This window comes from Mesorhizobium sp. CAU 1741, from assembly GCF_039839275.1.
Classification (GTDB): Bacteria; Pseudomonadota; Alphaproteobacteria; order Rhizobiales; family Rhizobiaceae; genus Aerobium.
In genome coordinates this window covers 361,599-375,177 of record NZ_JBDOQP010000003.1, presented here as the reverse complement: position 1 = coordinate 375,177, position 13,579 = coordinate 361,599, and the positions used below count along the sequence as shown (strand labels likewise).

Annotated in this window: 16 protein-coding genes; 3 read left to right on the top strand and 13 right to left on the bottom strand. The window is 63.8% G+C overall.

Features of this window, described 5'->3' with window-relative positions; translation table 11 throughout:
- Positions 1–55: 55 nt before the first annotated feature.
- The 5 genes from AAFN84_RS15485 to AAFN84_RS15465 all read right to left on the bottom strand — a co-directional run bounded on the left by AAFN84_RS15485 (position 56) and on the right by AAFN84_RS15465 (position 4,307).
- Positions 56–535 (bottom strand): molybdenum cofactor biosynthesis protein MoaE, encoded by a 480-nt coding sequence (locus AAFN84_RS15485; RefSeq protein ID WP_347515497.1) that lies wholly within the window; start codon positions 533–535, stop codon positions 56–58.
- Positions 536–542: 7 nt separating this feature from the next.
- On the bottom strand, positions 543–794 hold the full coding sequence (moaD, locus tag AAFN84_RS15480) for a molybdopterin converting factor subunit 1 (protein WP_347515721.1): 252 nt from the start codon (positions 792–794) through the stop codon (positions 543–545).
- A gap of 9 nt (positions 795–803) precedes the next feature.
- The gene (gene pgsA / locus AAFN84_RS15475; RefSeq protein ID WP_347515496.1) at positions 804–1,388 is read right to left on the bottom strand and encodes a CDP-diacylglycerol--glycerol-3-phosphate 3-phosphatidyltransferase; all 585 of its coding nucleotides are present in this window, start codon (positions 1,386–1,388) and stop codon (positions 804–806) included.
- A gap of 94 nt (positions 1,389–1,482) precedes the next feature.
- A complete protein-coding gene (gene uvrC, locus AAFN84_RS15470; protein ID WP_347515720.1) occupies positions 1,483–3,459 on the bottom strand; it encodes an excinuclease ABC subunit UvrC in 1,977 nt (658 codons plus the stop codon).
- Between the two features lie 80 nt (positions 3,460–3,539).
- Positions 3,540–4,307, bottom strand: coding sequence for an SDR family oxidoreductase (locus AAFN84_RS15465; protein WP_347515495.1), 768 nt, complete (start codon positions 4,305–4,307; stop codon positions 3,540–3,542).
- A 326-nt stretch (positions 4,308–4,633) separates the two neighbouring features.
- On the opposite strand from AAFN84_RS15465, the gene AAFN84_RS15460 reads away from it, so the two are divergent.
- Positions 4,634–5,299, top strand: coding sequence for an outer membrane protein (locus tag AAFN84_RS15460; protein WP_347515494.1), 666 nt, complete (start codon positions 4,634–4,636; stop codon positions 5,297–5,299).
- 63 nt (positions 5,300–5,362) lie between these two features.
- Here AAFN84_RS15460 and AAFN84_RS15455 read toward each other — a convergent pair whose 3' ends face one another.
- From AAFN84_RS15455 to AAFN84_RS15445, 3 genes are all read right to left on the bottom strand, one after another.
- Entirely contained in the window at positions 5,363–5,962 is a 600-nt protein-coding gene (locus AAFN84_RS15455) for a glutathione S-transferase family protein (protein WP_347515493.1), read from the bottom strand.
- Between the two features lie 83 nt (positions 5,963–6,045).
- Positions 6,046–6,711, bottom strand: coding sequence for a ribonuclease (locus AAFN84_RS15450; protein ID WP_347515492.1), 666 nt, complete (start codon positions 6,709–6,711; stop codon positions 6,046–6,048).
- Between the two features lie 16 nt (positions 6,712–6,727).
- Positions 6,728–7,159 (bottom strand): hypothetical protein, encoded by a 432-nt coding sequence (locus AAFN84_RS15445; protein WP_347515491.1) that lies wholly within the window; start codon positions 7,157–7,159, stop codon positions 6,728–6,730.
- 147 nt (positions 7,160–7,306) lie between these two features.
- Here AAFN84_RS15445 and AAFN84_RS15440 point away from each other — a divergent pair, with 147 nt between their 5' ends.
- Complete coding sequence (locus AAFN84_RS15440) at positions 7,307–7,744, top strand: nuclear transport factor 2 family protein (RefSeq protein ID WP_347515490.1); 438 nt, start codon at positions 7,307–7,309, stop codon at positions 7,742–7,744.
- On the opposite strand, the gene rlmJ is transcribed toward AAFN84_RS15440, so the two are convergent.
- The gene (rlmJ, locus tag AAFN84_RS15435; protein WP_347515489.1) at positions 7,728–8,579 is read right to left on the bottom strand and encodes a 23S rRNA (adenine(2030)-N(6))-methyltransferase RlmJ; all 852 of its coding nucleotides are present in this window, start codon (positions 8,577–8,579) and stop codon (positions 7,728–7,730) included. The two genes, AAFN84_RS15440 and rlmJ, sit on opposite strands and share 17 nt — an antisense overlap.
- 73 nt (positions 8,580–8,652) lie before the next feature.
- Here rlmJ and AAFN84_RS15430 point away from each other — a divergent pair, with 73 nt between their 5' ends.
- Positions 8,653–10,761 carry a molybdopterin oxidoreductase family protein gene (locus AAFN84_RS15430; protein ID WP_347515488.1) on the top strand — a complete coding sequence of 703 codons (2,109 nt, stop codon included), beginning with the start codon at positions 8,653–8,655 and terminating at the stop codon, positions 10,759–10,761.
- Here the strand turns inward: AAFN84_RS15430 and AAFN84_RS15425 are convergent.
- From AAFN84_RS15425 to purM, 4 genes are all read right to left on the bottom strand, one after another.
- Entirely contained in the window at positions 10,758–11,270 is a 513-nt protein-coding gene (locus AAFN84_RS15425; protein ID WP_347515487.1) for a histidine phosphatase family protein, read from the bottom strand. The two genes, AAFN84_RS15430 and AAFN84_RS15425, sit on opposite strands and share 4 nt — an antisense overlap.
- Complete coding sequence (locus tag AAFN84_RS15420; RefSeq protein WP_347515486.1) at positions 11,267–11,707, bottom strand: DUF1801 domain-containing protein; 441 nt, start codon at positions 11,705–11,707, stop codon at positions 11,267–11,269. The genes AAFN84_RS15425 and AAFN84_RS15420 overlap by 4 nt, the downstream gene beginning before the upstream one ends.
- 67 nt (positions 11,708–11,774) lie before the next feature.
- Positions 11,775–12,464 carry a phosphoribosylglycinamide formyltransferase gene (gene purN / locus AAFN84_RS15415; protein ID WP_347515485.1) on the bottom strand — a complete coding sequence of 230 codons (690 nt, stop codon included), beginning with the start codon at positions 12,462–12,464 and terminating at the stop codon, positions 11,775–11,777.
- Between the two features lie 5 nt (positions 12,465–12,469).
- Entirely contained in the window at positions 12,470–13,534 is a 1,065-nt protein-coding gene (gene purM, locus AAFN84_RS15410) for a phosphoribosylformylglycinamidine cyclo-ligase (protein ID WP_347515484.1), read from the bottom strand.
- Positions 13,535–13,579: the final 45 nt, after the last annotated feature.

The following is a 13,579-nucleotide window of genomic DNA, read 5'->3' as shown; positions in this document are numbered from 1 at the left end:
GCAAAACTGCTAATCAAGCAAACACTTTGCCGGCGTGTTTAACGCAAGGTAAAGCTCAGACCTGGGGCGGCAGCCACCGGTCCTGCGCCACGTCGTCCTCCACCTTTGCGTCGACCCATTCCCCCTGCCTGCCATCGGCGAGATGTTCGCGCTTCCAGAACGGCGCGCGGGTCTTCAGGAAATCCATGAGGAAGGAGGCGGCTTCGAAAGCGGCATGGCGATGCGCGGACGCCGTGATCACGAGGACGATGTTTTCGCCCGGCGCGATCCTGCCATGCCTGTGGATGACGGTAAGGCCGCTGAGCGGCCAGCGTTCGATGGCGGTGGCGGCGATGCGTCCGATCTCCGCCTCCGCCATTCCCGGATAATGCTCCAGTTCGAGTGCCGCGAGGGTCCCGCCTTCATCGCGGCAAAGCCCCGAAAAGGTGACGACGGCTCCCATGTCGGTGCGCCCAGCGGCCAGTCTGGATACCTCGGCGGAAAGGTCGAAATCCTCTGCCTGGATGCGGATATCCGGAGTGAAACCGCCCGTCATGGGGTGATCATCCGCCGGTCATGGGAGGAAACAGCGCGATCTCCCTGGCGCCGGCGATCGGCTCCTTATGGTCGGCATGCTCCTGGTTGATCGCGACGCGGATCGCTTCGGGATGTTGCAGCGCCTGGGCATAACCCTCCTCGCGGGCGCGCAACCAGACCAGCAGGTCGCGTACCGAGACGACGTTGTCAGGCAGCTCGACGTCTTCCTCGGCCTTGCCGATGCGTTCGCGGACCCAGGCGAAATATTTCAGCTTCACGGTGTCCACCTATTCGTCGATCACGTGCTTGAGCCCGGCGCGGAAATAATCGTAGCCGGTATAGAGCGTCACGATCGCCGATGCCCACAGCAGCGCCAGCCCGATTTCGGTCGTATAGGGCAGGATCTGGTCGCCCGCAGGGCCGGCCAGCAGGAAACCGATGGCGACGAGCTGCATCGTCGTCTTCCATTTCGCCAGTTGCGTCACCGGAACCGAAACCTTGAGCGCGGCGAGATATTCCCGCAGGCCCGAGACGAGGATTTCGCGGCACAGGATGATGATCGCCGCCCAAAGCGACCATTTGTCGATGGTTCGGTCATAGGCCAGCAGCAGCAGGATGGCCGACACCAGCAGCTTGTCGGCGATCGGATCGAGCATCTTCCCGATGTTGGAGGTCTGCTCCCAGATGCGCGCGATATACCCGTCGAGATAGTCGGTGATGCTGGCGAGGATGAAAATCCACACCGCAGCCCACCGCCACCATTCGGTCGGCCGCAGCCGGCCTTCCATGTAGAAGCACAGCACGATCAGCGGAACCGCGAGGATGCGCGCGTAGGTCAACATGTTGGGCAGATTGAAGGCGCGTCTGGACATGACTTCCCGCTGTGGTTTGCACCGCTAGTAATAAGATCGGTCGAGCGCGGGTCAACCGCCTGCTGTCGCGAATGCCGTCATGATTTCATCTGGATTAGCCGTTTTCGTGGAAATGGCCATAAATCAGTCGCGCCACGCGTTCGGAGATGCCGTCCACCTGCATCAGGTCCTCGACCCCGGCACGGCTCACTGCCTTTGCGGTTCCGAAATGGTGCAGAAGTGCCCGCTTGCGGCCGGGACCGATGCCGGCGATTTCATCGAGCGGGTTCCTGACCAGCTCCTTCTTGCGCCTTGCCCGGTGCGAACCGATGGCGAAGCGGTGGGCTTCGTCGCGAAGCCGCTGGACGAAATACAGCACCGGATCGCGCACCGGCAGCGTGAACGATTCGCGCCCCGAGACGAAGAACCGCTCGCGCCCCGCGTCGCGGTCGACACCCTTGGCCACGCCGATGGCCGTGACCCGGTCGGCGATGCCGAGCTCGTCCAGGATCTTTCGTACGGCCGACATCTGTCCCTGTCCGCCGTCGATCAGGATCAGGTCGGGCCAGGCGGGGAAGGCATCGTCGTCCTCGTCCACCGGCCCCGCATCTGCTGCATCCGGCATCGCATGCTCCTTGAGCAACCGCGAGAAGCGCCGTTCCATCACCTCGCGCATCATGCCGAAATCGTCGCCTGGCGTGATGTCGGTCGAACGGATGTTGAACTTTCGGTACTGGTTCTTCACGAAGCCCTCGGGACCGGCAACGATCATCGCGCCGACGGCATTCGTGCCCATGATGTGGGAGTTGTCGTAGACCTCGATGCGGCGCGGCGTCCTTGCCAGCGAAAAGGTTTCCGCCAGGCCTGCCAGCAGGCGTGCCTGCGAGGAGGTCTCCGCCAACCTGCGGCCCAGCGCCTGCCTGGCGTTCTGCAGCGCATTGTCGGTCAGGGACTTCTTTTCCCCGCGCTGCGGCACCGAAATCGTGATGCGATGGCCGGCGCGCGTGGCAAGCGCCTCGGCCAGCAGCGCCTGGTCCTCGACCGGGTGCGACAACAGCAGCAGGCGAGGGCAGGGCTTGTCGTCATAGAACTGAGCCAGGAATGCCCCGAGCACCTCCGCCGGCTCGAGCGCCGGGTCCGCCTTGGGGAAGTAGGCGCGGTTGCCCCAGTTCTGCCCGGTGCGGAAGAAGAACACCTCGATGCAGTTCTGCCCGCCTTCGTGGTGGATGGCGAAGACGTCGGCCTCTTCAACCGATTGCGGATTGATGCCCTGGTGGCTCTGCACGTGCGACAGCGCGGTCAGGCGGTCGCGATAGATGGCGGCGCGCTCGAAATCGAGCGATTCGGATGCCTCCTGCATGGCAGTCGAGATTTCGGCCTTCACCCGGCCCGACCGGCCCGACAGGAAGTCCTTCGCCTCGGAGACGAGTTCCCCATAGCCTTCATCGTCGATCTCGCCCGTGCAGGGACCGGAACATCGCTTGATCTGGAACAGCAGGCAGGGACGGCTGCGATTTTCGAAGAACGAATCGGTGCACGAGCGCAGCAGGAACGCGCGCTGCAGGGCGTTGATCGTCCGGTCCACCGCGCCTGCGGACGCGAACGGGCCGAAATACTCGCCCTTGCGCGAGCGCGCACCGCGATGCTTGTAGATCCCCGGCGCGCGGTGGTCTCCATTAATCAGGATGTAGGGAAACGACTTGTCGTCGCGCAGCAGCACGTTGAAGCGCGGCCGCAAGCGCTTGATGAGATTCGCTTCCAGGAGCAGTGCTTCGGTTTCGGTGCGCGTGACGACGAATTCCATCGCCGCCGTTTCCCGCACCATGCGGCCGATCCGGTTGGTATGGCCGCGCCCTTGCGCATAGTTGGTGACGCGCTTCTTCAGGCTGCGCGCCTTGCCGACATAAAGCACGTCGCCGGCAGCGTTCATCATGCGATAGACGCCCGGCGCGTTCGGCAGCCGCTTCACCAGCGTCTGGATCACCTCGATCCCGGCCTTGCCGTCCGCGTCGCCGCCAAGCGAGTCCCAGTCGATCCCGAGGTCCTTCGCCGCCATCGGCTCCGCCGTCTCGGAGACCTCGTCGTCGTCCATCGGCTCGTTTTCGATCTGCGTCTCGGGCAGGTCGTCGGCGGCGTGGGCGTCGCCTGGCCTGCCGTGTGGTATGGGCGGTCTCATTCCTCGACCCCGTAGACGTCGGGTGTCTTCCAGGCAAGATGCTGGCCACCGTCGAGCGCGATCATCTGGCCGGTGACCGAGCGCGCACTCCAGAGATAGCGGATGGTGGCGCCGAATTCTGCAAGGTCAGGTCCGCGCTTCAGAAGCAGCGCGTCGACCTGGCGCTCGAAATCGGCCGTATTCTGGCGCTGGTTCTGCAGGCTCGGTCCGGGGCCGATGGCATTGACGCGCACGCGTGGCGCGAAGGATTGCGCCATGGTGCGGGTGGCGGTCCACAGCGCCGATTTCGACAGCGTATAAGAGAAGAATCGCGGGTTGGGCCTCCAGACGCGTTGGTCGATGATGTTGACGACCATGCCGTCCTTGCCCTGGGGAAGGGCGGCGGCCATTGTCTGCGTCAGCACAACCGGGGCCTTGAGATGCAGGTCGAAATGCCTGTCCCAGGTCGGCCAATCGAAATCGCTCGCGGTGTCCTCGTCGAAAAGGGACGCGTTGTTGACCACCATTTGCACGCTGCCGAGTGCGGCCTCCGCCTTGGCTACGATGGTCGCCGCCACATTGACGTCGGACAGGTCGCCCTGAACAACCGCGACACGGCCGCCATCGGCGGCGATCTCTTCCGCCAGACGGTCTGCGTCGTCGCGCGAGGCGTTGCAATGGATCGCGACCGCAAAGCCATTATTGGAAAGATCGCGGACGATTGCCGCGCCGACACGTTTCGCCGCGCCGGTGACGAGAACGACCGTCTGCTCGTCATGTGCCATGAAGGTTCTTCCTTGGTGAAGGTGCCGCTTCATCAGGGATTCGCGGCGCCTAAAGCCCTGATATAGGCCAGCTTCCGGCTGCAACCAAGCGCGTCGGGCATCGCTTCGACGATCCACCTGACACCGGTGTTGCGGAATCGCAACGTCACGCTTCTGCCTCATTGCAGCCAGCGAAAGACCCATTTTCAGGTCTGGTTCAGCCTCAATCCGCGCCCAAATACGGAACCACGGACGCCATTGGCCGTTACACCTCCCGTCATGGTCGGGGGCGTCTGACAAAAAGGGGGAAGCGCGTAGCTGCTTCCTGCGGCAAAGGAGTTTTAGAAATGAAGACCAACAGCAAGTTTGCCCTTTCGGCAGCAATGGGCCTCGGCCTCGCAGCAATGGCAGTTCCCGCGATGGCGGCAGACGTCGTCTACCAGGAGCCGCCGGCACCGCAGCCGATCATGGAAAGCGCGCCAATCAGCAGCTGGGCCGGCCCTTACGGCGGTGTGCAGCTCGGCTACGGCTTTTCGGGCAGCGCTGACGACGGCGTGAACGACATCGAGACCGACGGTTTCATGGGCGGCGCATTCGGCGGCTTCAACATGCAGAACGGCCAGTTCGTCTACGGTGTTGAGGGTGACGTCAACTACAGCGGCCTCGAGGGCGACAATGCCGGCTTCGAAGCACGTTCGCGCGTCGATGGCTCGGTCCGCGGCCGCGCCGGTGTGGCAGTGACCAACGACATTCTCGTCTACGGTACCGCTGGTGTCGCAGCCGAGAGCCTGCGTATCACGGACCAGGTTAGCGGTGCTCGCGACAGCAACACCATGCTCGGCTACACCGTTGGTGCCGGTACCGACGTGAAGCTCACGGAAGACGTGTTCGCTCGCGCCGAGTATCGCTACACCGACTACGGTTCAGAGACCTTCGACCTGCCGGGCGTCGGCACGGCTGAAGTGGACTCCAGCAACCACCGCGTCATGATGGGCGTCGGCGTCAAGTTCTGATACCCGCATCATCGCATGAGAAAGGCCCGGTTCATCCGGGCCTTTTTTTGTGACGGCCGGCGATCAAGCGCGCGGCAGGAGCGCTGCCAGTTCCGGAAAGCGCTCGTCGAAGCGCTTGGCCCAGCGCACCAGCTTGGCGCGGCCACGTTCCCATTTTCCGTCGAATCGCAACGACAGGTAGCCGAGCGTCGTGCGCAGCGCGATCTGCCCGCCATTCGCCTTCTTCGTCAGTTTTGGCGGGGTGGTCGCAAGTTCATCGAGCGCCCGCGTCACTTTCGACCACTGCTTGTCCAGCCATGGCTGATGGATCTTCTCTTCCGGCCGGAAGCGCCGCTCGTAGACATGCGCGAGCAGGCAGTCGCAGATCCCGTCGGCCAGAGCCTCCAACCGCTCCGCTTCCATCTTCTTTTGCGCGTTCCGTGGATATAGCGCGCCGCCCGATTGCCGGTTGAGATACTGGGTGATGGCCCGGCTGTCATAGATGCTGTCGCCCTCATCGGTCAGCAGCACCGGTATCTTGCCGAGCGGGTTGGCCCTCAGCAGTTCTTCCGGTTCCGCATTGGTGTCGACGATCTTGCTTTCGATCGGGATGTTGCACCATGTCGCGGCCATGCGCACCTTGGCGCTGTAGGGCGAGGCGGGCGAATAGTAGACGACTGGCATGAGCGGGCTCCGTGGGCGAGAATCAGGATCGCCACGCTATGACCAGATGCCAGCGCCTTCAATCTCCAGCCACTGGTCCAGCCTCATCGGTTCATCGCCGGCATGGTTGCATCCGGGATCGAGCATGAACGTGCGTCAACTTCCGCGCAGGAGCGGAAGTCGAGGTCCTTCGTCATGCAGATGCGCACTTCGCTGAGAAACCGGTCGCGGCAACTCACGGCTATCCCGTCTGCCGGCAGCCCGGGATTGGCGTCAAGGAACGCTGCCTCCGCGTCGTCCGGGTCGATGGTCAGGCGATCGGGCAGGGTCTGGAAGCGCGCCGGTATGGCGATCGTCTCGCGGGCCTCGCGCACCACCGAAAAATAGTCCGCCTGGGTGAAGCCTGTACACGAACCGTGCTTGCGCCATTGGTGTCCGATGAGCCCGGCGGAGGGCATCAGGCCAAGCATGGTTCCGACGAGATCGTTCGGCACGCGCTCCGGTTCGCTGCTGTCGCAGAATTCCGGCCAGCCCTGTTCGAACTGGGGCCAGAGTCCGTGGACGACGAAACCGTGCGGCTGGCGTGCATCGCACTGCTGGCGGTTGGCGTCCTCGCCTTCAGCTTCGCAATAGGTCGGCGACCACGAAAGCGATAGCACGTAGAAGTCGAAACCAGATGCCTCCGCCGCGTCCGAACTTCCCGCCGGGCCGGGCTGGCACGCGGCAAGCAGCAGGCCGGCGGCAATGGTTGCGATGGAGCGGGGGATCACGTGCCCTGCTGCGCGCTCAGCGAAGCGAGCGGCAGCGTCCGCCATAGACGTGCCAGCTATCGAAGCCCGAAACGCAGAATTCGACGTTTCCGCCAATGCCTGCAAATCCCATCGGCCATTCGATCAGGTAGTAGATGTCGCGGCTTCGGCCGTCCGAAAGCGCGGCCTTTGCCTGGCAATAGAGCCGGTCGATCGGCCAGTCGGGACGTCGCGGCAGGTGCCGCACCTCGTGGATGCGGTGGAAGCCGTCGATCGCCACCTGGGGAAGGTGCGGCACGTTGCGCACCTGGTAATCGAAGCGCTTGGTGATGCGGTTCAGCACCTTGTCGCTGGCACATACGCCGGTATCGCCCAGCCGCACCGCCACCGGATCGGCCGCAAGCGCGTTCGAAGCGCCGCTGGCGAAGGTGAGCATGGAGGCCAGAAGCAGGCAAACGAAGCGGATCATCAAAACCTCCAGAAAACGGCCGCGCGGCGATTCTCGACAAAAAACCAATCTGTTCAATGCACGCATGCCGGTCAAGGTGTGCCATTGCCACGATCTTCGCGCATGGTAACCTTTAGCATAAGGGCAAAGCGGCGAGGGGAAAATAGCATGGACGCGAAGGACGACGTCGTCGCGCTGGCTCTGCGCGTGTTCAGGGCGATTGAGGCGCGGGACGTGGACGCGGCGGTCGCCATCATGGCGCCCGACGTGGACATCTTCGATCCGCATTATCCCGTCCCTCGCATGAGCGGGCAAGAAGAGTTCCGCGCCGGCATGGAGTGGGGTCTGTCGGTGATGGAGCGCTTCGGTTTCACGGTAATGCAGACCTTCCTGTCGCAGGACGGTTTTTCGGCCGCCTTTGAGGTCGCCTCGCACCACAAGCTCAAGGCTGGAAAGGAACTTTCCTTTTCCCAGGTGTTCGTCGTCGAGGCACGAGACGGCCTCATCCGCCGGCTCCATGCCTATGAGCCCTATGGGCCGAATGGGATCGGCGGCTTCTTCCTCGGCCTCGAGCGGTTGAAGCGCCGCCTTACCGGGAGGCGCTGAGCCAGGTCACCGCAGGGCGAGGCGTATTTGCCTCGGCCAGGATCCGATGCAGCTCCGGCAGCATTATCGCCAGTTCCTCGGCAAGCACATAAGGCGGGTTTACAACGATCATGCCGGTCCCGTCGAGGCGTGGCTCCGGCGAAGGCGCGCGAACCATGAACGAGATGTCCATCACCTTGGCGATCCCCGCCGCCCTCAGGCGCTCGCGAAACATGTTCACGGCTCCGCGATCCTTGATCGGATACCAAAGCGCATAGACACCGCCCGGCCAGCGCTTGTGAGCTTTGATCAACCCATCTGCCAGCCTTTCGAATTCGCCTTCCTGCTCAAAGGGCGGGTCGACCAGCACGAGCCCGCGTTTTTCTTTCGGCGGCAGATGGGCGCCGAGCGCCAGCCATCCGTCGAGTTCGATGACCCGCACCTGCCAGTCGCCCTCGAAGCGTGCCTTGAGAATGGCGCTGTCGGCGGGATGCAGTTCGATGGCGGTGAGCCTGTCCTGATGCCGCAGCAATCGCCGCGCCAGTGTCGGCGAACCGGGATACTGCTGAAGACGGTCCCCCTCGTTGAACCCCGTCACCGCATCGAGGTAGGGCGCAAACAGGGCGGCGGATCTGGCCGGCAATTCCGCCGCCAGCAGCTTGCCGATACCGTCCCGCCATTCGCCGGTTTTCTGCGCTTCGACGGACGAAAGGTCGTAAAGCCCGGTTCCGGCATGGGTGTCGATCACGCGGAACGCCGCCTCCTTCTGTTTCAGGTAGGTGATGATCCGGGCCAGCACCGCATGCTTGACCACGTCGGCGAAATTTCCGGCATGATAGACGTGGCGGTAGTTCATTCCTGCTCCCTGCAGCGTCCGTTTTGTGACGCTGGCTCTACTCTCTGGCCGCATCTTCGGCTAGGTCTTGCACATGAACCAGCACGCCGACATCCGCATCGCCCATTCCGCCTGCCCGCACGACTGTCCGTCGACCTGCGCGCTCGACGTCGAGGTGATCGACGGTCGCACCATCGGCCGGGTCCACGGCGCCAAGGGCAATGCCTACACCGCCGGCGTCATCTGCGCCAAGGTCGCCCGCTATTCGGAGCGGATCCACCATCCCGAGCGCCTGAAGAAGCCGCTGGTCCGCGCCGGCGCCAAGGGCGAGGGCAAGTGGAAGGAAGCGAGTTGGGAGGCGGCACTCGACCTCGTCGCCGAGAAGCTGATCGCGGCTGAAGAAAAGCATGGGTCGGAGACCGTCTGGCCGTATTTCTATGCCGGCACGATGGGGCTCGTCCAGCGAGACTCGATCGAGCGTCTGCGTCATGCGAAGCGCTATTCCGGCTTCTTCAGCACCATCTGCACCAATCTCGCCTGGACAGGCTACGTCATGGGCACCGGCCGGCTCGCCGGTCCCGACCCGCGCGAGATGGCCAAGTCGGATTGCGTGGTGATCTGGGGCACGAACGCGGTGGCGACCCAGGTCAATGTGATGACGCATGCGGTCAAGGCGCGAAAGGAGCGCGGCGCGAAGATCGTCGTCGTCGACATTTATGACAATGCCACGATGAAGCAGGCCGACATCGGTCTGATCCTGAAGCCTGGCACCGATGGCGCGCTCGCATGCGCCGTCATGCACGTGCTTTTCCGCGACGGGCTGGCCGACCGCGACTATCTGGCCAGGTACACCGACGATCCGCATGGCCTCGAAGCCCACCTCCAGACCCGCACGCCCGAATGGGCGGCCGCCATCACCGGTCTTTCGGTGGAAGAGATCGAGGCGTTCGCGCATCTGGTCGGCACAACGAAGAGAACCTTTTTCCGCCTGGGCTACGGCTTTGCGCGCCAGCGCAACGGCTCTGTCAACATGCACGCCGCAGCCTCCATTGCCGCCGTCACGGGTTGCTGGCAGTACGAAGGCGGTGGTGCGTTTCACAACAACGGCGCGATCTACCGCCTCGACAAGGGATTGCTCGAAGGCGCCGGCATGTCGGATCCCAACATCCGCCATCTGGACCAGTCGCAGATCGGCCCGGTGCTCACCGGCGATCCCGTGGCTTTGCGAAATGGTCCGCCGGTCACCGCGCTGCTCATCCAGAACACCAATCCCGCCAACGTCGCGCCTGAGCAGAGGCTGGTGAAGCAGGGGTTCCTGCGCGACGACCTGTTCGCCTGCGTGCACGAGCAGTTCATGACCGACACGGCCGAGCTTGCCGATGTCGTCCTGCCGGCCACCATGTTCATGGAGCATGACGACATCTACAAGGGCGGCGGGCATCAGTATCTGATGCTCGGCCCCAAGCTGGTCGACCCGCCGGAAGGGCCGCGCACCAATCTCTTCGTGATCGAGGAACTGGCCCGGCGCCTCGGCGTCGCCGACCGGCCGGGATTTGGGCTCAGCGAGCGCGAGCATATCGACCACATGCTTGCGCGCGAGGGCTACGGTACCTTCGAGACGCTCAGGAACGACCGCTGGCTTGACGTTCAGCCGGACTTCGAGACCGCCCACTACATTCGCGGCTTCGGCCATCCGGACGGCAAATTCCGCTTCCGCCCGCAATGGGACGGCGGGTTTGCGCCCAACAAGCCGCCGAAATCGGTTGGCACGCTTGGTCCATACGAACAATTGCCGGAATTTCCTGACCATGTCGACCTGATCGAGGTCGCCGACGACGCCCACCCCTTCCGGCTGGCGACGTCACCAGCGCGCAGCTTCCTCAATTCCACCTTCACCGAGACGCCGGGCTCGAAAAAGCGCGAAGGGCGTCCCGAGCTGCTGATCCATCCGGACGATGCCGCCCGCCTTGGCGTGGCCGATGGCGGCCGCATCGAGGTCGGCAACAGGCGGGGTGAGGTCGTTCTGCACGCAAAACTGTTCGACGGCGTCAAGCGCGGGGTGGTGATCGCCGAGGGCATCTGGCCCAACTCCGCCCATGAGCGCGGCGAGGGTATCAACGTACTGACCGGCGCGGACGCAGCAGCGCCTTACGGCGGCGCTGCATTCCACGACAACCGCGTGTGGTTGCGGGCGGTGTTTTAAAGGTCCCGGGGCTTCACGAAGTCCTCCAGCCGGGCATGTTGCAGTTCGCGCCACCCGCCTTCGAAGCGGAACCGCGCCATGGCGGCAGCCGGAAACTTGGCGACGAGGCGGGACAGAGCCCGATCGTCGCTGTCATCGGACGCAAGCTGGCGCGAAAGGTCTTCAAGTCCGGGATTGTGTCCAACCACAAGCAGCGTCGCGACGGCCTCGTCCGTCTTTCGGATCGTATCCAGGATCCGTTCAGCCGGCGCCTCGTAAAGCGTTTCGTCGAATGTGGCAGGAACGGGCATGGGCAGCGCATCGGCCACGAGCTGCCACGTCTGGCGCGTCCTTACCGAGGATGAAATCACCGCCATGTCTGGCAGCCAGCCACGACGCTTCATCTCGCGCGCCATAATCGGTGCCGCCTTGCGGCCGCGATCTGCCAGCGGTCGATGGAAATCTTCCAGAGCCGGATCGTCCCAACTCGACTTGGCGTGACGAAGGAAAAGCAGGGTCTTGCCGCTCACGGCTCGACCTTTTTCCGGCTGTGATAAGTGAGCGCGAGCGAAATGCAGTGCTTCAGTTCGGCTGAGAACATGTCTGCATGGACGGACACATGGATGGCGCGGTTTCCGTCAAAGGCGAAGCGATCCGGGTAGAGGCTGCGGAAGGTCGACACCAGGTTGGTCTGGCAGTGGAAGAAGATCGCGACGGTTTCGTCGCCATCCTTCGGCGTTCCGAGCCGGATTGTACTGCCGCTCTTGGACTTGGAAGTCAGGTAGCTCGGCTGGCCCCATTTCAACGCTTCCTCGATCGGCCCGACGCCTTTCGTTTCGGCAGCCGTCTCGTAGATGAGACGTCGCAGTCCCAACAAGGCACGTCGCGTGGCTTCCGGATAGCCGTCGAAGACGGTGGTGATTGCCCCGTCCGGCACTAAGGGTGTTTCTGGCAATTCAGTCGACATCCATGCCTCCTGGCGAACGCCTCGCGGGAGCATAGCAGCGACCTCCTGACAGAGCTTGTCAGTTGCCTCAGGGCGTCATCCGCGCCAGGCTCTCGATGTCGACCTCGTCGCTGGCCGCGCCCGGTGACAGCAGCACGCCCTCCGCACCGACGCCCGACAGCACGACACGCGAGCCTTCCATGCGCGCCTTGCCAAGTGCAACCAGCGTCACGGCAAGGGGATACAACCGGTGTTCGGCCCTCAACACGCGTGCTTCCAGCGTGTCGGCATTATCGTCCGGCATAACCGGAACCGCCGCCTGCGCGACGATCGGCCCTTCGTCCATGCCCTCGGTGACGAAGTGCACGCTGCATCCATGAATGCGCATCCCGGCCTCGAGCGCCTTGTTATGCGTGTCGAGCCCCCGGAACAGAGGCAGCAGCGAAGGATGGATATTGATGATCCTGCCCGCCCACTTCTGGGTCAGCGCAGGTGTCAGCAATCGCATGTAGCCTGCCAAGCAGACGATGTCGGCGCGCATCCGCGTCAGTTCCGCATCGAGGGCCTCGTCGAGCGCAGTCTTGGACGGGTAATCGTCACGGGTGATCGCCTTGGTCTCCAAGCCCAGCGACGAGGCTGCCGCAAGGCCCTTCGCGTCGGCCTTGTTCGAGATCACGCCGACGATCACGAATGGACATGCCGGATCGCCGGCGGCTTCGATCAGCGCCCCCATATTGGAGCCACGACCGGAAATCAGGATGACGACGCGCTTCTTCATGACAATCACAGTCCAATATTGCCGCGATAGACCACGCCTGCCTCTCGGCGCGGCATGATGCGCCCGATCGTCGTGACCTCCTCGCCGGCCTGGTTCAGCACAGCGGCAACCTGGGCTGCCTGCCCGGCGGCAACCACCAGCACCATCCCGATGCCGCAATTGAAGGTGCGCATCATCTCGTTGGCCTCCACGCCGCCCGTCTTTGCAAGCCACGAGAATACCGCCGGCACGTCGATGGCGTCGAGGTCGAGCTCCGCCGAAAAATCCTTCGGCAGGACACGCGGTATGTTTTCGGGGAAGCCGCCGCCGGTGATGTGCGCCAGCGCCTTGATGCCATGGGTGGAGCGTATGGCTGCCAGCACCGGCTTCACGTAGATGCGCGTTGGCGTCAGCAGTGCCTCGCCGAGCGACCGGTATTTGTCGAAGGGGCAGGGCGCATCCCAGCCGAGGCCCGACATCTCCACGATGCGGCGCACCAGTGAAAAACCGTTAGAATGGACGCCCGAGGACCCAAGTCCGAGAATCACGTCGCCTTCGACGATGTCGTCGGTCGGCAGAAGCTGCCCGCGTTCGGCAGCCCCCACCGCGAACCCGGCGAGGTCGTAGTCACCTTGCGCGTACATGCCGGGCATTTCCGCGGTCTCGCCGCCGATGAGCGCGCAGCCCGCTTGGCGGCAGCCTTCCGCGATGCCGGAAACGATGGCCGCGCCCTGGTCGGGATCAAGCTTGCCTGTGGCGAAATAGTCGAGGAAGAACAGCGGTTCGGCGCCCTGCACGACGAGGTCGTTGACGCACATCGCCACGAGGTCGATGCCGACGGTCTCGTGACGGTCGGCATCGATCGCCACCTTCAGCTTGGTGCCGACGCCGTCATTGGCCGCGACCAGCACGGGATCGGAAAATCCGGCGGCCTTGAGGTCGAAGAGCCCGCCAAATCCACCGATCTCTCCATCGGCACCGGGCCGGCGCGTCGAGCGCACCATCGGCTTGATCTTTTCCACCAGCGCGTTGCCCGCGTCGATGTCGACGCCGGCCTGCGCATAGGTGAGGCCATTCTTCTGTTCGCTCATCCGTGCCTTTGCCCCGGTTGGATGTTGGAGCATGTCGCCATGCGG